The 18,553-nt window shown below is 29.7% G+C and carries 14 protein-coding genes, 22 tRNA genes and 1 rRNA gene (1 of these 37 only partly in view); 3 read left to right on the forward strand and 34 right to left on the reverse strand.

From position 1 onward, the window contains the following. From BV55_RS0101625 to rph, 26 genes are all read right to left on the reverse strand, one after another. Positions 1-30, reverse strand: a 16S ribosomal RNA gene (locus tag BV55_RS0101625) (it extends 1,482 nt beyond the left edge of the window). 673 nt (positions 31-703) lie between these two features. Then, a tRNA-Arg gene (locus BV55_RS0101630) sits at positions 704-780 on the reverse strand. A gap of 74 nt (positions 781-854) precedes the next feature. Next, a tRNA-Gly gene (locus BV55_RS0101635) sits at positions 855-928 on the reverse strand. A gap of 3 nt (positions 929-931) precedes the next feature. Next, a tRNA-Gly gene (locus BV55_RS0101640) sits at positions 932-1,006 on the reverse strand. Between the two features lie 15 nt (positions 1,007-1,021). Further along, positions 1,022-1,106 (reverse strand) — tRNA-Leu (locus BV55_RS0101645). A 13-nt stretch (positions 1,107-1,119) separates the two neighbouring features. Continuing rightward, positions 1,120-1,195 (reverse strand) — tRNA-Lys (locus BV55_RS0101650). Between the two features lie 3 nt (positions 1,196-1,198). Continuing rightward, positions 1,199-1,273, reverse strand: a tRNA-Gln gene (locus tag BV55_RS0101655). A gap of 12 nt (positions 1,274-1,285) precedes the next feature. Beyond that, a tRNA-His gene (locus tag BV55_RS0101660) sits at positions 1,286-1,361 on the reverse strand. 9 nt (positions 1,362-1,370) lie between these two features. After that, positions 1,371-1,446, reverse strand: a tRNA-Lys gene (locus BV55_RS0101665). A 3-nt stretch (positions 1,447-1,449) separates the two neighbouring features. Further along, positions 1,450-1,526 (reverse strand) — tRNA-Arg (locus BV55_RS0101670). A gap of 57 nt (positions 1,527-1,583) precedes the next feature. Continuing rightward, a tRNA-Gly gene (locus tag BV55_RS0101675) sits at positions 1,584-1,657 on the reverse strand. A 5-nt stretch (positions 1,658-1,662) separates the two neighbouring features. After that, positions 1,663-1,738, reverse strand: a tRNA-Pro gene (locus BV55_RS0101680). A gap of 6 nt (positions 1,739-1,744) precedes the next feature. Then, a tRNA-Lys gene (locus tag BV55_RS0101685) sits at positions 1,745-1,820 on the reverse strand. A gap of 3 nt (positions 1,821-1,823) precedes the next feature. Beyond that, positions 1,824-1,900, reverse strand: a tRNA-Arg gene (locus BV55_RS0101690). A 44-nt stretch (positions 1,901-1,944) separates the two neighbouring features. Beyond that, positions 1,945-2,018 (reverse strand) — tRNA-Gly (locus BV55_RS0101695). 3 nt (positions 2,019-2,021) lie between these two features. Next, a tRNA-Gly gene (locus BV55_RS0101700) sits at positions 2,022-2,096 on the reverse strand. A gap of 15 nt (positions 2,097-2,111) precedes the next feature. Further along, a tRNA-Leu gene (locus tag BV55_RS0101705) sits at positions 2,112-2,196 on the reverse strand. Positions 2,197-2,209: 13 nt separating this feature from the next. Continuing rightward, positions 2,210-2,285 (reverse strand) — tRNA-Lys (locus BV55_RS0101710). Positions 2,286-2,288: 3 nt separating this feature from the next. Then, positions 2,289-2,363, reverse strand: a tRNA-Gln gene (locus BV55_RS0101715). 8 nt (positions 2,364-2,371) lie between these two features. After that, positions 2,372-2,447 (reverse strand) — tRNA-His (locus tag BV55_RS0101720). A gap of 5 nt (positions 2,448-2,452) precedes the next feature. Further along, positions 2,453-2,529, reverse strand: a tRNA-Arg gene (locus BV55_RS0101725). Between the two features lie 37 nt (positions 2,530-2,566). Beyond that, positions 2,567-2,640 (reverse strand) — tRNA-Gly (locus BV55_RS0101730). Positions 2,641-2,645: 5 nt separating this feature from the next. Further along, positions 2,646-2,721: transfer RNA gene (locus tag BV55_RS0101735), tRNA-Pro, on the reverse strand. A 235-nt stretch (positions 2,722-2,956) separates the two neighbouring features. Then, positions 2,957-3,436 (reverse strand): YfcE family phosphodiesterase, encoded by a 480-nt coding sequence (locus tag BV55_RS0101740; protein ID WP_029450984.1) that lies wholly within the window; start codon positions 3,434-3,436, stop codon positions 2,957-2,959. A gap of 46 nt (positions 3,437-3,482) precedes the next feature. Further along, positions 3,483-4,100 carry an XTP/dITP diphosphatase gene (locus BV55_RS0101745; RefSeq protein WP_029450986.1) on the reverse strand — a complete coding sequence of 206 codons (618 nt, stop codon included), beginning with the start codon at positions 4,098-4,100 and terminating at the stop codon, positions 3,483-3,485. A gap of 53 nt (positions 4,101-4,153) precedes the next feature. After that, entirely contained in the window at positions 4,154-4,897 is a 744-nt protein-coding gene (rph, locus tag BV55_RS0101750) for a ribonuclease PH (protein ID WP_029450987.1), read from the reverse strand. A gap of 238 nt (positions 4,898-5,135) precedes the next feature. Between rph and BV55_RS0101755 the strand changes: the two genes are divergently transcribed. Continuing rightward, positions 5,136-6,509, forward strand: coding sequence for a hypothetical protein (locus tag BV55_RS0101755; protein WP_051652364.1), 1,374 nt, complete (start codon positions 5,136-5,138; stop codon positions 6,507-6,509). Between the two features lie 59 nt (positions 6,510-6,568). On the opposite strand, the gene BV55_RS0101760 is transcribed toward BV55_RS0101755, so the two are convergent. After that, the gene (locus BV55_RS0101760; RefSeq protein ID WP_029450990.1) at positions 6,569-8,194 is read right to left on the reverse strand and encodes an ABC transporter substrate-binding protein; all 1,626 of its coding nucleotides are present in this window, start codon (positions 8,192-8,194) and stop codon (positions 6,569-6,571) included. Positions 8,195-8,274: 80 nt separating this feature from the next. Then, entirely contained in the window at positions 8,275-8,751 is a 477-nt protein-coding gene (locus tag BV55_RS0101765) for a hypothetical protein (RefSeq protein WP_029450991.1), read from the reverse strand. A 107-nt stretch (positions 8,752-8,858) separates the two neighbouring features. On the opposite strand from BV55_RS0101765, the gene BV55_RS14735 reads away from it, so the two are divergent. After that, positions 8,859-9,122 (forward strand): hypothetical protein, encoded by a 264-nt coding sequence (locus BV55_RS14735; protein WP_035794207.1) that lies wholly within the window; start codon positions 8,859-8,861, stop codon positions 9,120-9,122. Between the two features lie 166 nt (positions 9,123-9,288). Here the strand turns inward: BV55_RS14735 and BV55_RS0101775 are convergent, their stop codons facing one another. The 6 genes from BV55_RS0101775 to BV55_RS0101800 all read right to left on the reverse strand — a co-directional run bounded on the left by BV55_RS0101775 (position 9,289) and on the right by BV55_RS0101800 (position 18,103). Then, positions 9,289-9,558: a hypothetical protein gene (locus tag BV55_RS0101775; RefSeq protein WP_029450992.1), complete on the reverse strand. Its 270-nt coding sequence runs from the start codon at positions 9,556-9,558 to the stop codon at positions 9,289-9,291. A gap of 28 nt (positions 9,559-9,586) precedes the next feature. Then, positions 9,587-11,575: an NAD-dependent DNA ligase LigA gene (gene ligA, locus BV55_RS0101780; RefSeq protein WP_029450993.1), complete on the reverse strand. Its 1,989-nt coding sequence runs from the start codon at positions 11,573-11,575 to the stop codon at positions 9,587-9,589. A gap of 39 nt (positions 11,576-11,614) precedes the next feature. Next, entirely contained in the window at positions 11,615-13,858 is a 2,244-nt protein-coding gene (gene pcrA, locus BV55_RS0101785) for a DNA helicase PcrA (protein WP_029450994.1), read from the reverse strand. 582 nt (positions 13,859-14,440) lie between these two features. Beyond that, a complete protein-coding gene (locus BV55_RS0101790) occupies positions 14,441-15,166 on the reverse strand; it encodes a pseudouridine synthase (RefSeq protein ID WP_029450995.1) in 726 nt (241 codons plus the stop codon). 187 nt (positions 15,167-15,353) lie between these two features. After that, positions 15,354-16,025 carry a lytic transglycosylase domain-containing protein gene (locus BV55_RS0101795; protein ID WP_029450997.1) on the reverse strand — a complete coding sequence of 224 codons (672 nt, stop codon included), beginning with the start codon at positions 16,023-16,025 and terminating at the stop codon, positions 15,354-15,356. 44 nt (positions 16,026-16,069) lie between these two features. Further along, positions 16,070-18,103: a triple tyrosine motif-containing protein gene (locus tag BV55_RS0101800; protein ID WP_029450998.1), complete on the reverse strand. Its 2,034-nt coding sequence runs from the start codon at positions 18,101-18,103 to the stop codon at positions 16,070-16,072. Between the two features lie 195 nt (positions 18,104-18,298). Between BV55_RS0101800 and BV55_RS0101805 the strand changes: the two genes are divergently transcribed. Next, positions 18,299-18,490: a hypothetical protein gene (locus BV55_RS0101805; protein ID WP_029450999.1), complete on the forward strand. Its 192-nt coding sequence runs from the start codon at positions 18,299-18,301 to the stop codon at positions 18,488-18,490. The last annotated feature ends 63 nt before the right edge of the window (positions 18,491-18,553 follow it).

The raw sequence follows: 18,553 nt of genomic DNA on the forward strand, positions 1-18,553 counted from the left end.
GTCCTGAGCCAGGATCAAACTCTCAATTTAAAAGTATATCCCAAATCTAGGATTTGGTATAGACTTTTACTTCTCAGCTTTGCTGAGTGAGTTTCCATTTTCAGAATATCTGAATCTGAATTCTCTAAGTAAGTTTAATCTACTCAATTACATAATTCAAAAGAATTGCTGGTCTTTATATATCTTTTCTGTTCAATTTTCAAAGATCAATGTGCTTCTTTAATGAAGCGACTTTGTAAGTTTATCATGATTTTAATTTAATGTCAATATATTTTTTCACTTAGTTTTCTTTGTTTTTATCCGATGGCTACCATCCGTAACACCCCTATCCTCTTCAAGGTGGGGGATGACGGCTGCTACGCCCCTGGATAAGTTCTTCTAAGACTCAGATGGAGAGATGTATTCCTTATAAGCAAACTCCACCTGTGTCTAAGAATCACTTGATTTCATTTCTTAAGTAACAATATATATTCTATCAAAAAAGTAATAATAAGTACAAGTATAATAAACAATTTAAAAGATTTATCTCTATTAAACTTTAAAATAATAAATTTTCCTTAACTTTTTACATATTGATACGCTAGGTAAGGTTTTAAAATCAGTATGTAACCAAGATTTTTTTCATTTTTAATGTGGGAATAGTGTGGGAATATAAAAAATAAGTCATTCAATTTTTCAATCAAATGGCTTATTTAATAGGTCTTGGTGCGCCCAAAGGGATTTGAACCCCCGGCATTTGGATTCGAAGTCCAACGCTCTATCCAGCTGAGCTATGAGCGCAGATACATATTACATCTTTTTGTAGATTTTAATTGTTTTTATAAAAAAAAGTTAGTATTTAAACTAACTTTTTTTGGAGCGGGTAGAGAGAATCGAACTCTCGTAACTAGCTTGGAAGGCTAGCACTCTACCATTGAGTTATACCCGCATATGGAGCGGAAGATGGGATTCGAACCCACGACGTTCACCTTGGCAAGGTGACGCTCTACCACTGAGCCACTCCCGCTTATTTAGTTTTAAATGGTGCAGGTGACAGGAGTTGAACCTGCACGCCGTGAAGCGCTAGATCCTAAGTCTAGTGCGTCTGCCAATTCCGCCACACCTGCATATTTATTTTTTTGGTGGCTTACCGGGGAATCGAACCCCGGACACCATGATTAAAAGTCATGTGCTCTACCAACTGAGCTAGTAAACCATTTGGCTGGGATGGCAGGATTTGAACCTACGCATAATGGAGTCAAAGTCCATTGCCTTACCACTTGGCGACACCCCATTTTTTTTGTTATGGGGTGGACGATGGGACTCGAACCCACGACAACCAGAACCACAATCTGGCGCTCTACCAACTGAACTACGTCCACCACAAATTTTGGTGCGCCATCAGGGATTCGAACCCTGGGCACCCTGATTAAGAGTCAGGTGCTCTACCAACTGAGCTAATGGCACCTATGGTGCGTCTTAAGGGATTTGAACCCCTGGCCCACGCCTTAGAAGGGCGTTGCTCTATCCAGCTGAGCTAAAAACGCATATATACTCTACAATTATTTATTATAATATATAAACTATAATATTGCAAGTATTTTTGGAGCGGGTAGAGAGAATCGAACTCTCGTAACTAGCTTGGAAGGCTAGCACTCTACCATTGAGTTATACCCGCATAAATGGTCGGGGTGACAGGGATTGAACCTGCGACCTCATGGTCCCAAACCACGCGCGCTCCCATCTGCGCTACACCCCGATAAATTGGTGCGCCATCAGGGATTCGAACCCTGGGCACCCTGATTAAGAGTCAGGTGCTCTACCAACTGAGCTAATGGCACTTATGGTGCGTCTTAAGGGATTTGAACCCCTGGCCCACGCCTTAGAAGGGCGTTGCTCTATCCAGCTGAGCTAAAGACGCATATTAGTTTCAGCTTTATATTTTAATTACATATATAAAACCATTGGAGCGGGTAGAGAGAATCGAACTCTCGTAACTAGCTTGGAAGGCTAGCACTCTACCATTGAGTTATACCCGCATATGGAGCGGAAGATGGGATTCGAACCCACGACGTTCACCTTGGCAAGGTGACGCTCTACCACTGAGCCACTCCCGCTTATTTAGTTTTAAATGGTGCAGGTGACAGGAGTTGAACCTGCACGCCGTGAAGCGCTAGATCCTAAGTCTAGTGCGTCTGCCAATTCCGCCACACCTGCATATTTATTTTTTTGGTGGCTTACCGGGGAATCGAACCCCGGACACCATGATTAAAAGTCATGTGCTCTACCAACTGAGCTAGTAAACCATTTGGCTGGGATGGCAGGATTTGAACCTACGCATAATGGAGTCAAAGTCCATTGCCTTACCACTTGGCGACACCCCATCTTTTTATGGGGTGGACGATGGGACTCGAACCCACGACAACCAGAACCACAATCTGGCGCTCTACCAACTGAACTACGTCCACCACAATGGTGCGTCTTAAGGGATTTGAACCCCTGGCCCACGCCTTAGAAGGGCGTTGCTCTATCCAGCTGAGCTAAAGACGCAAGTTATATTTATAGTTTCATATTTACATGAAACTATTGGAGCGGGTAGAGAGAATCGAACTCTCGTAACTAGCTTGGAAGGCTAGCACTCTACCATTGAGTTATACCCGCATAAATGGTCGGGGTGACAGGGATTGAACCTGCGACCTCATGGTCCCAAACCACGCGCGCTCCCATCTGCGCTACACCCCGTTGCACTTAAAGAAATATGTTCTCACGCAACATAATTTATTCTACACGATATCTTTTAATACGTCAATAGTTTTTTATTGTTTTTTTATTCATTTTTATTTTTACAACATATAAATATGGATAGAATGGCTATACCTTAATACTTATAGACATATAATTTTATACTAGAAACTATATTTTCATATAATTAAATTAATAATATGAAGTCTACAATTTCCAATCTAAGTATATTTTATTAAATATCTACAAAATACGGTCTTACATCTTCTCCTCTTATTTCCATAATAACAAAGCCTCTCTTCCCATCTCTAGAAATTGATGGACTACCAGGGTTTATTAAATAACCACCATTTTTTTCACTTATTCCAAAAACATGAGTATGACCATATAAACATATTTTACAATTTAATTCAAAAGCTCTTCGCCTAATATTCCAGGTATCAATTTTAACTCCATAATTATGCCCATGAGTCATAAATATCTTATGCCCCGCTATATCAACAATTCTCTCACTAGGTACAATATTAGAATAATCACAATTTCCCTTAACACCCATACATATTATCTTTTTATTATTAGTTCTATCCTCTATGTATTTTAGATCCTCTATATTATCTCCAAGGTGAAGTATATAATCGCAGGTCTTAACTTTATGAATTATCTTATTTAATACTTCATAGTCTCTATGCGTGTCACTTATAATTGCTACTAACAAACTTTCTGCATCTCCTTTAACAGCTACAATCTGAATCCAACATAAATTATAGTTCTACTAATTTTTCTATTTCTATTTTTAATTTTTTCAAAGCTTTACCCCTATGACTTAAACCATTCTTTTCTTCTTCACTCATTTCAGCAAAAGTCTTATCTTTTCCTGTAAAGTAGAATAAAGGATCATATCCAAAGCCTTTACCACCTCTATAATCCTCTATAATATATCCATAAGCCTCACCTTCTACCACTGTAAATCTGGCCTCATCATCCATTAATGCAATAGCGCTTACGAATTTTGCTTTTCTATTTTCATATGGCACACCTTTTAATTTTGACAAAAGCTTTTTATTGTTTTCTTCTGAGTTTCCATGTTCTCCTGCATATCTTGCTGAATATATTCCTGGCTCACCATTTAAATACTCTACCACAAGTCCAGAATCATCTGCTAATATAATAAAGTCTTTTCTATTTCTCTCTTTTAAAATATAATATATAGATTGAACCTTTATCTTAGAATTTTCTATAAATGTAGTACCTGTTTCTTCTACATCTACCTCTACATTAACTTCTTTTAATGAATAAATATTAACAGGTAGATTTTTTAATATATCTTTAAATTCTTTTACTTTATGTTCATTATTAGTTGCTAATATAATATCTTTCACTTTATCTACTCCTATCTAAAAATAAAACTAACCATTTTTAATATATACCTAAACTATTTACCAGTACCTATCCAAAGACAATCCATTTTTAAAATATCTTTTTGAATATTTATCATTTGTTTTGAGCCTTTTTCAGCTAAATGAAGCAACTCATCTAAATCTTTTCTTGAAAATGGATTTTTTTCTCCCGTTCCTTGTATCTCAACAAATTCACCTTCTTCAGTCATTACAACATTCATATCTACATTTGCCTTGCAATCTTCTTTGTAGCATAAATCTAATATTTTTTCATTCTCAAATATACCTACACTTACAGCTGTTAAAAAGTTTCTAATGGGATAAACTTTAAATGGACGTTCCTTATGTATTTTATTTATAGCATCTACTATAGCTATAAACGCTCCATTAATAGCCGTAGTTCTAGTTCCCCCATCTGCTTGAATAACATCACAATCTATCCATATAGTCTTTTCACCTATTAATTTAAGGTCTACTACAGATCTTAAAGCTCTACCTATAAGTCTTTGTATTTCCATAGTTCTCCCGTCTATTTTCAATCTAGATATATCTCTTGTTTTTCTTACTTCAGTGGATCTTGGCAGCATATTATACTCACAGGTTATCCACCCTTCTCCCTTACCTTTTAAAAACGGAGGGACTTTATCTTCAATTGAAGCATTACACAAAACCTTAGTATCTCCAACCTCTATAAATACTGATCCTTCAGCATATTTAGTATAATTTCTTATAATCTTAACCGGTCTTATCTGATCGTTTTTTCTTCCGTCTATCCTCACATTATTACCTCCACTTTTATAACTTTTCAACTTAAAATATTCTCTTTGAAATATTAAATACAAAGTATTTACAATATTACGCATCCTAATTGTTACCATTTATTTTTCATTTAATCTTTACTGACTATAAAATAAGCCATCATATATAAAATTTTCCCTTTAATTATAGATTATTTAGCACTTTTTATCTTTTCATCACATATCCTTTATATAAGGATTATTTTATGAGGTGAAGATTTTGAAATATATCGGTCCATTTCTAAGACTAAATAATTTATCAAAAGAAATGATAGAAAGTCAACTATTTTATTTTGCAAAAGAATCTACAAAACATATAGTTTTAAACTCTAAATTTGGTATTAATATACCCCTAAAAGAACTTAAAATCAAAACATTTTCCAACTTCGATATTAACACATTTAAAGAAAGTTCTCCACTTTTATGTATCTATAAACGATCTAATATTAAACTTTTAACTCACAAAAACAATGTATTTTGGGATGAAGATAGTTTTAAAAAAGAAGTTAATATATCTAGTAATGGGTACTTAACTTTATGTTTATTAGAACTTGCTAATTATTATGAAAAATTCAAGGATTTAGATAAAGAACTTTATGGCTTATATAATATCTATATTAATCTAGTAAAACATCAATTAAACTTTTATTCTTCTTATCTTAGAAATGAAGAAGGGCTGTTTGTAGATAAGAAAGATATTTCAGACCCAATAACAAAAGAATTAAATTTTGAAATTAAAAATAAAAAGTTTAAATATTCCAACCAAATCTTAATGATGAATTGTTATGCTATTTATAGTATAATTTCTAAAACTGAAGATTCAGATGAATATTATAATTTTTCTAAGGATATTTTAGACATGATTTTAAGATATAAAGACGAGATCTACAACGTGTCTCTTCACGAAAAGATAAACATATTATCTCTACTAAATATTTACTTAAAATTTGATAATAATAATAATGATGTTTTACTTTTAACCATTGATATTATGGATTTAATCCATGATGAGTTAGGAAATTTAAATAATTCAACCTCTATCTCAAATACTTCATTAATTTTTATTACCTCTATACTGTTTAATCACACTACAGGAATTTCAAAATATGAAGACTTTAGTAAAGATATCTACAAAGAATTAATTAATTTATGTGATGAAGAAAAATTTGTTTTACTAAAAAATTCTTCTAAAAAAGACATAGATTATAATTCTTATGAAATTTGTTTTTATATTTTAGCTTTAGTATTTAAAAACAAATTTTCTAATGATGAAAAGAGTAATGCTAAGTTTGAATATATTTATAGAAAATATATTATAAATTCAGGTATAGTATGTAGCTGGCCAGAACCTCCTAATATAAATAGTATAGAAAGATATAAAAATCACACTTTAAAATCAGAAGATTTAATAGATGAAATTTATTTTAAACTTCCTACTTTACCTACTCCTGAAACCTCTGGTGTTGCCCCTGTTATAATAAAGGATATAAAATATAATATTAAAAAAGATGAATTCACTATAAATAAGCAAGTATTTGATTCAACAAAGTATTTCCAATGTTTACTTTACATGATTTACCTCTCTAACAGTTAATAAGCATCTTCTTAGTTTCGTAATTTTTAAAAAAGAGTTTTAGATAATCTTTTATTTATCTAAAACTCTTTTTCTTTTAGTTCTTCATTTAAATCTGTACTTTTAGTTATATTTTTAATAATTATATTTTCATTTCCATCCATATATATACCTTCAATGTTATTGTTTTTACATATAAATAAATTGTTATTAGCAATAGGTATTAGGGGTAAGTCCTTTTTTAATTCTAATTCCATTCCCTTTATTAAATTTTCTTTTATTAGATTATTATTTTCACCTTTTATCTTAATTAAACCTTTATCTAAAAGTTCGCTGTTATAGTTCACTTCTTTACCATGGGTATTGTACCAAGACCTCAAAAAACTTTCTTTAGTTCCAATATGAGTATATTCTACTAATGCCATATCATAGTTTTCTTTAGTTAACTCATTTTCTATATCTTTATCTTTATAATAATAAATTGTACTTTTTATATTAAATTCTTTTTCTATGATATCTTTTAATGATTCAATTAACAATTTATTTTTTTCATTATCTACACATAATATGTTTAGAGTTTTATTATTTTGTTCAGTTACCAAATCCTTTATTTTACTATTAGCAGAAAACAGATCATATCTAAGATTAATATCTTTATTTTCATTTGAAAATACTACTTTTGTACTAGAATCATTAAATATTTCTCCTTTAGCAAGGTTTAAATTAAACTTTTCACTAACTTTAGTTTCATCTAATGATGCTAGGAGAGCTTCTTCAATAGCTTTTCTAAAATCTATTTTCGAAGCAAAGGGACTCTTAAAATTAAATATTATAGAATTAAAATCTTGAAGAGTTATATATATAATATTTTCTGTGGACTTTAATCTATCTATTTCACTTATAGGTGGGGAAAAAAATACATCTATTTGATTTGTATCAAACTTTGCCATACCCATTTCTGAATTTGCTACATTATCTAAAATAATTTCTTCAGTCAAAATACTGTCTTTATCATGATAGTTATTATTCTTTTTTAAAACAATTGTATTTTCTCCGTCTTTTTCTTTTAAATCTGTAATTTTATATGCTCCTGTATAAACTATCTGCTTATAATTTTCTTTCCATGATTTTAATACTTCAAAGTCTTTTCTAAGTCTGTATCTAGGCTTAGAAAGAGTATCTAATAATTTGTCATTTCTATAATTTAATCTTATTTGAAGTGTTTTCTTATCTGTTGATATAATAGCTACTTCTCCCTGAGGCTTTTTACCCTTGTTATAGTCTTCTGCTCCAAAAATGCTATATAGCTCTGAAATATTTTTACTGTCTTCGCTTGGACTAAGTATTTGTCTAAATAGTTCTACAAAATGTTTTGCTTCAATCTGCTTTCCATCGCTCCATGTTATATCCTCTTTTAGAATGAATGTATAACTAAGCCCATCTTCACTTATACTCCATTCTTTTGCAAGGGCACCTTTTATCTCACCATTATCATTTTTTTCAACTAATCCATCGAAAATAGCACAAATTATGTCTTCCTCTCTAGAATTATATGTATCTTCAGAATCTAATCCTTTAGGAATGGATTGCATACCTATAATTACATTGTCTCTCTCATCCTCAATAGGTGCATCTTTTTTTTGGATACATCCTGAAAATATTAACGTGATAGCTATAAAAACAAACAAGAACATTCTTTTTATCATAATATTTAGCTCCTATATACACCTTTATTATAATTAATCTATTATATATTATTACCTAATTTATAACTTTTAATCATATTTCAATCCGGTATATATCCATAAAACCTTATATAATTTCTGCTTAATCGATCTTTGTGTTTTGAATTCATCATCATTTGTTTTGATATAAATCTAACGTTATCTTCTAAAATTATTTTAAAAGGCAACTTTTCATAATGATTAGCATTGATAACTTCTTTTTTAAAAAAACCGGTGGATATATAATAAGCCTTGTCTATATTTACATTATTACACTTATATAAAAAGCTTAAATAATCTTCATATGTAACATATGTGCTTTTATGAAATTTTAATAACCTATTGCATCTCTTTCCATACAACATAATTTCTAAAACATATTTATTTTTAAGAATTAATTCATATTGAATAGAATACTTCCAGCATTCTTTTATAATAGAATCATATATTTTATCTATATCTATAGATTTTAAATATTCTTTTTCATTGTTTATTAATTTTTTATTTAACTTATAATATACTTTATATATCAGTTCCATATTAACTCCAAAATATTATTATTATATTATTATATGTACTATAGAGTATGTGGTGTGATATAATTATTTATAAAAGTTATGAAAATTAAACTTTGGAGGTTTTATGAATGCTGCTTACAATAGAAATTATAGGTATCATCACAATGATTATTTTATCATCTGTTAGTGTACTATCTTTTATCATGATTAATAAGATATTGTCCCAATTAAAATATAAAAATTATCTTATGGAAAAAATGACTCAAAATATATATATGATAGCGTCAAAAAAAGATAAAGAAACTTGTAATAAATTATTTGATGAATATAACGATACAAATAAAGATGAATGTAAATATAAAGACAAAAACAAAGATACAAGCAAAATTTAATTCTTCTATATTCTAAATAAATCTACATATAAAATGCCTCTTTCTGTATCTAATCTCAGCTAGATACAGAAAAAGGCATTTTTCATTAAACTTATTAAATAGATTTAATATGTAAAAATTCATATTCCACTTATCTTATTTATGGTTTATTTCAAAGATTCTTAACTTAAAATACCTGTGATACTCTAAAAAATATAGCTGCCGAAGCTACAAAAAAGCAGAAAAAAGAGTATAGTTTTCTTTTAGGTAGTTCACCCCATGTTAAAAACTTTATAGACCAAAGTAACATAGTTATTGCTAAAAACACTTCTACCATATAGTAATTATTAAAGTATGCTATATATATGTATTGATAGGTGGATATTACAGTAAGCGTCATAACTACTATGGTAATAGCTACAAATCCCCAACATAGATAATCTATTGCCTTTTTCATATTTATTCCTCCAGTAAAAGAATACTTTCTATTTTAGCATAGATTCAAAGTCCTCTTCTGTAAGTATTTTTAAATTCAGTTCTTTAGCCTTATCATATTTTGATCCAGCTTCTTCACCAACTATAACATAATCAGTTTTTTTACTTACACTACCAGATACTGTTGCACCTAATGATTCTAGCTTTTCTTTTATACTTAACCTAGTATAGTTTTCTAAGGACCCAGTAACTACAATTGTTTTATCTTCAAAAATGTTAGCCTTTATATCTTTTTCTTCATATTTAGGTGAAATACCAAGCATAAATAATTCTTGTATGCTTTCATTAATTTTTTCATCAGAAAAAAACTTCAATATATTTTGTGCAACTATGTCCCCTACATCCTCTACAGCAGTAAGTTCCTCAAAACTTGCATTTCTTATATTTTCTAAAGTTTTTAATTTACTTACTAAATCCTTTGCCGTCTTTATTCCAACGTTTGGAATACTTAAGGCATATATAAATGCTGAAAGATCACAATCTTTACTACTTTCTATTGCATTTAAAAGATTTTGAGCCTTTTTCTTAGCAAATCCCTCCAAAGTTAATAATTCTTCTTTCTTAACTCTATATAAATCTGGTATGGACTTTACATTCAACTTTTCAAATAATTGTTCTGCAGTCTTTTCACTAAATCCTTGTATATTCATGGCCTCTCTGCTAGCATAATGTACTAAGCTTTTAACCATTTGTGGCTTGCAAGATAAACTGTTTTCACAAAAATAATGAGCTCCTACCAATATAAGTTTACTATTGCACCAAGGACAATTAGTTGGCGGAACAATTTCTAAGGTATCTTTAGTATTTTCTAAAGTAACCCCCATTATTTCAGGTATAACATCATTTGATCTTCTTACAAGAACATTGGATCCAATTCTAACCTTTTTTCTATTTATATCGTCCATATTATTTAAAGTAGCACGTCTTACTGTTGCTCCAGCAAGCTCTACAGGTTCTAACAATGCAGTAGGACTAACTCTCCCACTTCTTCCTATATTCCATTCCACAGATAAAAGTTTAGTTGTTGCTTCCTCTGCCTCAAATTTAAATGCTATAGCCCATTTTGGAAACTTTACAGTATACCCCAAAAGTTCTCTTGTTCTAATATCATTTATGGCAATTACAACACCATCAATATCATATTCTAAATCTAATCGTATATTATCTATGTATTTTATTTCTTCTTCTATTTCTTCTACAGTACTGCATACTTTCATATAGCTATCTAAATAAAACCCCATATCTCTAATAAAATTAAGCATATCAACATAGGTTTCAAAAGGTCTTCCTTCGTTATATCCTATATCATAAAAAAATGCAGAAAGATTCCGTCTTTCAGTTTCTTTAACATTTAAATTTCTAAGAGCACCTGCAGCACCATTTCTTAAATTTTTTAGGGGTACCTTAGCGCTTTCATTATATTTATTAAAAGCCTTTCTAGTCATTACGGCCTCACCATGGATTTCTATGGTACTATCATAAGGTATCTTTAGCGGAAGGCTTTTTATTGTTTTAGCTTGAGCTGTAACATCTTCCCCTACAATTCCTGTTCCTCTTGTAGCTACCTTAATTAATACTCCATCTTCATTATAGGTGCAATTAATAGTAAGACCATCAAATTTTTTGGTTAAAACATAGGTTAACTTTGGCAAGGGAATACTTGCAGTTTGATTATAACTTTCTACTATCTTTATGTTCCTTTTATGCCATTCTTTTAATGTTTCGATACTTTGAGCTTTATCAAGGCTCCATAAAGAAGCTTTATGGACATATTTATTAAATTGGGGTAAAACCATATCTCCAACTCTTTGAGTTGGAGAATAGGGGAGTATGATTCCAGTTTCTTTTTCAAGTCTTACTAATTCATCATACTTTTTATCATATTCTTTATCACTAATTGAAATATTATTAAGAACATAATACTCATAAGCATATCTATTAAGCTCTTCAATAAGGTCTATAATTTTATTTTCATTCATATCCAAAAGCTTCACTCCTTATAACTATCTTTTAAAGTATTACAATAATTGTAAAGGGGTTAAACTAAGTATAAATTGTTTTACTCCCATATTATCAAATGCTATAGTTATTTTTAAATCATCCTCTTCTTCTAGAGTATTTATTATAGTACCTACTCCAAATCTTGAATGCTCTATCTTCCTACCAATGGTTGCTTCTTTTTTTGTAAGTAATTCACCGGTACCCTTTTGTATCTTTTCTTCCATTCTATTTAATGCCTTAGTAAAAGATTCCTCACTATAATCTGCTCTTAAACTATGAGGATTATACTCCGCTTTTGCTTTTGTTCTTTTTCTAGGTTCTCTTAATGTCTTCACCTTAATATGCTCTACAAGTTCTGGATTTATTTCATCTATAAAGTCAGATTGACTATAACTAACCGCTCTTCCAAATACTCTTCTAACCTCTGCTGATGTCATATATAGCTTTTCTTTAGCTCTTGTTATACCAACATAACAAAGTCTCCTTGACTCTTCCATTTCTTTTGGATCATTTAAAGATGCATTACCAGGGAATATTCCATTTTCCATACCCACCATGAATACTACAGGAAACTCCAATCCCTTTGCACTATGAACAGTCATAAGTACCAATGTATCTGCTTCTCTATCAAAATTATCTATATCTGATACAAGAGTAGTCTTTTCTAAAAATGCTGAAAGGGTTTTATCCTCTGAGCTTCTTTCAAAGTCTACAGCTGCTGAAACCAATTCTTTTAAGTTTTCTACTCTACTTTTATCCTCAGGGTTATTAGTTTTTTCTAATTCCTTAATATAACCACTTTCATTAAGTATATACTCTATAAACTTAGAAACTGATAGCTGCTCTTTCATATCAATAAGATCATCCATTAAAGATGTAAACTTAAGTATAGCATTTATATTTCTTTGCGTTAATCCTGGTATACTTTTAGCATCTACCATAACATTATATAAATCATCTTCTATAGAAACAGAAAATTCCTGAAGCTTAGAACATGTTGTATCTCCAATATTTCTTTTAGGTACATTTATGATTCTTCTTAAACTTACTTCATCTTCTGGGTTATTTATAAATTTTAAATAAGCCATTATATCTTTTATTTCTTTTCTATCATAGAACTTTAATCCACCAATTATTCTATAAGGTATATCTGCGCGCATAAAAATATCTTCAAATATACGTGACTGTGCATTAGTTCTATAAAGTATTGCAAAATCTTTATAAGTCTTTTCTTCTTCTTTCATCATTCTCTTTATTTCAGATGAAATAAACTGTGCTTCATCCATATCAGAGTAAGCCCTATATACCTTAAGTTTTTCTCCCTTTTCATTGGAAGTTCTCAAAACCTTGTTTTTTCTCTCGCTATTATTGCTTATTACTGTGTTAGCTGCTTCTAATATATTTTCCATAGATCTATAGTTTTCTTCAAGTTTTATAACTTTAGCATCTGGATAATCCTTTTCAAAGTCCAAGATATTTCTAATATCTGCACCTCTCCACTCATAAATACACTGATCATCATCACCAACTACACAAATATTTCTACTTTCTTTAGCAAGTAATCTTACAAATTCGTATTGACACTTATTTGTATCTTGGTACTCATCTACCATTATATATTTAAACTTCTTTTGATAAAACTCTAATACATCAGGATATGAATTAAATAACTCTACAGTTTTGAATATTAAATCATCGAAATCTAAAGCATTATTATTTTTTAATTTACGTTGATAAAGTTCATAAATCTCAGCTATCTTATTTTCTCTAAAGTTACTTTCATTTTCTCTCTTATAAGTTGATGCTGTAACTAGATTATCTTTAGCTTTCCCTATCTTGCTTATTATCTCATTTTCTGTAATATCTTTATCATTAATATCTAATTCTTCCATGCATTGTTTAACCAAAGACTTTTGGTCATAGCTGTCATAGATAGTAAAACTTTTTTTGTATCCTAACTTATCTATTTCTCTTCTTAAAATTCTAACGCAGCTAGAGTGGAAGGTTGATATCCACATATTGTCTGCTGTTTCTCCAATTAGAGACTTCACTCTTTCTCTCATTTCTTGACCTGCTTTATTAGTAAATGTTATAGCCAAAATCTGAGATGGGTATATATTTAAATCTTCTACCATGTGCGCTATCCTGTATGTCAAAACTCTAGTCTTACCAGATCCTGCTCCTGCTAATATTAACAAAGGTCCTTCTATTGTTGTAGCCGCTTCATATTGCTCTTTGTTTAAAAGTTCTTTTAATTCCATATTAATTACCTCCTGTAAATAAAAAAAGTTTATATAAAAAATATAAACTCAAAAGAATAAGCCAAAGTCACCCATCCTAGTATAACATATAAGCACAATAAAATAAGATTATATGTTCTCTCTTTAATTTATAGCAATAAACAGATATTAATTATTTTTAATCTGTTCCTTCAAATATAAGTTTATATCCTATGCTCTTATATCTATTCTACCATTTATACGCTAAATAAGCCACAAGTTTATATTTTATTTTAAAATCATAGTTTAAATCTAAATATATTTTTAAAAAATAAAAGCACAACCCTTGGGGAAAGGCTGTGCTTTTATAAATAAAAAGGGGGTTATTAATACTTTTTATTCATCCTTGCACAACTATTATATTAAACTTTTTTTAATATTGCAAGGTGTTTTTAAAATAAAATTGTAACTTTTATCTTACTATCACATTAAACATTCTATATTCTATGCATTTAGTATTATTTTAATTTATATATAATTTTATTAATAATAATACCTTTTGCTGTATATATTGGGATCTCTTATACATCTTATAAATGCTAAAAGAATTTTGTTTATCTCTATCTATTTTTTAGCACATGAATATAATGATTCTATCTCCTCGTCAGAAAGTTCTCGGTATTCTCCCTCATTTAAATTTTCATCTAATAAAATAGGTCCAAACCTTGTTCTTCTTAAATAAGTAACTGCTTTATCCAATGCTTCAAACATCCTTTTTACTTGATGAAATTTTCCTTCTTGTATTGTAAGTTCTATTTCTGAGCCCTCTTTAGATGAAGATATTATTTTTAATTTTGCTGGTAAACATTTATATCCATCATCTATAACTATTCCCTCTTCAAACATTTTTATATCTTTTTCATCTACTTCTTTATTGATTTTTGCATAATAAACCTTTTCCACATTCCACTTAGGAGATATTAATTTATGATTAAGTTCCCCATCGTTAGTTATAAGAATAAGTCCCACTGTATCTTTATCAAGTCTTCCTACTGTAAAAGGCTCAAAAGTTATGTAATCAGGTTCTAATAGATCTATTACTGTCTCATCATATTTATCAAAGGTTGCTGAGATTACATCCTTTGGTTTATTCATCATAAGATATATATATTTTCTGTAGAATATCTCCTGTCCATTTATTTCAATAATAGACTTGTTTGGATCTATTTGAATACTATTATCTTTTGCAACCTCTTTATCTATCATAATATTTCCTTTTTTAATTAAAGACTTTATGTCCTTCCTGCTACCATATCCTAGGTTTGAAAGTATCTTATCTAATCTTTCCATAATACCATCCTTTATTTAAATTAAACTTCATTATTTGTACTTTATTTTGTTATTTATCCGATGGCTACCATCCGTAACACCCCTATCCTCTTCAAGGTGGGGATTACGGCTGCTACGCCCCTGGATAAGTTCTTCTATTAAAAAGTTATTATTGAAAAAAGTGAATATATATATACTCACTTTTATACTATGCCTTATAATATCCCATAACCTTTTTAATATAGTTCTGAGTTTCTAGAGGAAGCCTATCTGCCTTTTCTATACTATCTACGCCTCTTCTAGCCATAGTTCCCGGCCCTGCATTATAAGCTGATAATGCCATTTCCAAAGTTTTAAATTGATCTAGGTACTTTTTAAAGTGTCTTGTACCTGCATATATATTTTCTTTTATATCATAAGGGTTTTTTACGCCTTCTTCCTTTACATTTTCAGGCATAAGTTGCATAAGGCCCATTGCACCAGCCCAAGACTTGGCCTTCGGATCAAAATTTGATTCTTGCTTTATTATGGCTCTTATTAGTTTTTCATCTATCCCATATTTTTTAGATGCTTCTTTTATTGATTCTTCAATTATCATATTATTTGATCTTAAATCTTTACCTATAGGGCTTGAAATAAATTCATCTTTAAAATCTTTTGTATTTAAACGTTGTCCCTTCATATAACCTAACTGACTTAGATCCGCCTCTTCTAGTCCAAGAGATTCTAATAAATCATTACTACTCTGTTCATCACTCATAGCCTTAGCCATGGTTTCTAACACCATTTGAAAAGCAATAGAGTCTTCTTTAAATGCACCTTTCATCATTTGAGTCATTAGCTGAAGCTTCATTACATTTTCCGCTGACTTTATCTCCAAAAAATCACCACCTATTTATTATATATATCTCTATTGTAATTTTTTTAAAGAGCATAGTCAACTAAAGATTGAACTGTTGCCATTTCTTCATAGGTCTCAAACTCAAAAATATCATAATCCTCATAGGAGCAATTTTTGTAATTACTTTTAGTTAAAACTAAAATCTTATATTTTCCTTGTACAAAAGGTATAAAGGCATAATAATCTTTTTTGCTATAACTTTGTGCTTTTCTCCATTCCCCTTGTTCCATAATATAAAATTCATAACTTACATCTATTCCTCCTTCATTTTCAACTCTTAAAACCACAGGTTCATTTATATGAATATTAGTATTATCTATAAAAAGTTTAGTATTCATAACAGGTAAGGCATCATGAACTTTTATTTTAACCTGCTTTTTACTATCATATCCTTTTTCACAATGCACACTCTTTCCTTGAATTTCTATTAAATAACTTCCCCTACATTTAGGTTTAAATATATACTTCTTATTTTTAACAAAGCTAGTTTCCTCAATTAAATGTCCATCCACCTTTAATATATACTTAATTAGTGTATCTTTAGTATTTTCTGATACAACTTCTAAATCAATAGTATCTCCTACCATATAATATTCTTTAGGATTAATTAAAACATATTCTATATTCCCTTTCACATATTCATTTACATTAAGTGTTAAAATCCAATGACAATCATATTCTTTATTTGAGTATTTATCTTTAACTCTGACCTCTATACAATATTCTCCTGGAACCATGGGGGTAAAGTTAACTGAGTTACAATCTCCATATTCTATAGTTTCTACTTCTTTATCTAATAAATATACTATAAAAGAATATTTTAATTCTAGCCCACCTTCAGCCTTTACTTTTATTTTTACTGGCTTGTTTACTATAATATCTTTCTTTTTATCCACAGATACATCTTTTATTATTACAGGATTTTTAGCTTTCTTACTTATAGAATATTCCATTTCCTTTATATCTTCATACTCATCTTCAAAGCTTATATCTTTTACCATAGCTTTAATAACATAGTCACCATCTTTACTACACTTCCATAACAAACTATCTTCTCTTGAGTACCCAGTATCTTCACTATAAGTTCCCTCTACAATAAATCTGTATAATAAATTTTTACCTCCTTCTACAATAGTCTTAAAGCTTATCTCAGTACCTGATAACTGTGGCGAACTAAGATCTGCTATTAATTCTTTTATTTTTATCTTTTTATAAGGTTCTACCTCATAACTTATTACCGCCCTATCATCATATTCTCTATTAGAATACATATCTTTTACAAAACAAAGAAGTTTATATTTCCCTTTTATAGTTTCTATATAAGAAACTATATTTTTGGTGGAATAATCCTGTATACACTTTATATTGCCTTTAGAATCTATTTTAAAAAATTTATATATAAGCATCCTTTCTTCATTGCTATTTGAATTTATCTTAAATATAAGTTCTTCTCCTACCATTATATCAGGGGTTACACATTTAAAATCCTTTATTTCTACAGGATCAATATTCTTTATATTAAAACTAATCTTTTTAAAATCATCAAAGTTATTTTTAGAGTCTACTTCTTTACATTCTATTAAAATATCATAAAAACCTGGAGTATTTGCTGTAAAACTTAATGTGTCTTGTGGGGAATAATTTTTCATTAATTCCCAGCCATCATTAATTTTTAACCAGTATTTAAAAAGCAGGTTAGTTTTATAGGCATCCACAGATAAATTGATTTTATCTCCTATTAAATATTCCTCTTTATCAAGTAATATCTCCTTTATAATATTCTCATCTTCTATTCCAACTATGTAATCTGCCCTAGTCACATAATCAAAAGATTTCTTACTATCTTTATCTTTACCCTGAACCATTAATACATATTTCCCATCTTTTTTTGGAATCCATTTATAGGTATCTGATTTACTAAAATCTTGAAGAGTATGCCAAATACCATCTAATCCAATGAAAAATTTATATAATAAGTCTTCTTTTTTTGAGTCAACAGTAATTTCTATATTCTCACCCTTTCTTTGAGGGCTACTTAAATTAAAATTAATTTCCATATTACTCTCTCCTTTTAGTTAAATATAATTTCATTTCTACATATTCCTATTCCATATTATGTAATAACATTCCTTCTTTTTATTACTATATTCGTTCACCAAATTATTTGAGTAAAGGAAGATTTTTGACGGTATAAGAAGAAAATTAATGGTAAAAATAACAATAAAGGAGGTGAAGGGATTTATCCCTACTTTATGAATATAAATGACGATAATTTGGATACCTTACTAAAAACCAACCCTCATAACGGTACTCTTAAAAGCTTGAATTTGTATGTAAATAATATTAATGGTGCTCCACTAGTTGAAATGATAGACAATACCAACTTTCTACCCGAAATACCAATGGAAGGTTACCACTCAAAAAGATTTAAGCCAGGAGATTAAAAAAGATACCCAGAATTTAAATTCTGGGTATCTTTTTAATATTTACTTTTGTAGATCTTATTT

Origin of the sequence: Clostridium algidicarnis (assembly GCF_000703125.1) — a bacterium.
GTDB classification, from domain to species: Bacteria; Bacillota; Clostridia; order Clostridiales; family Clostridiaceae; genus Clostridium_L; species Clostridium_L algidicarnis.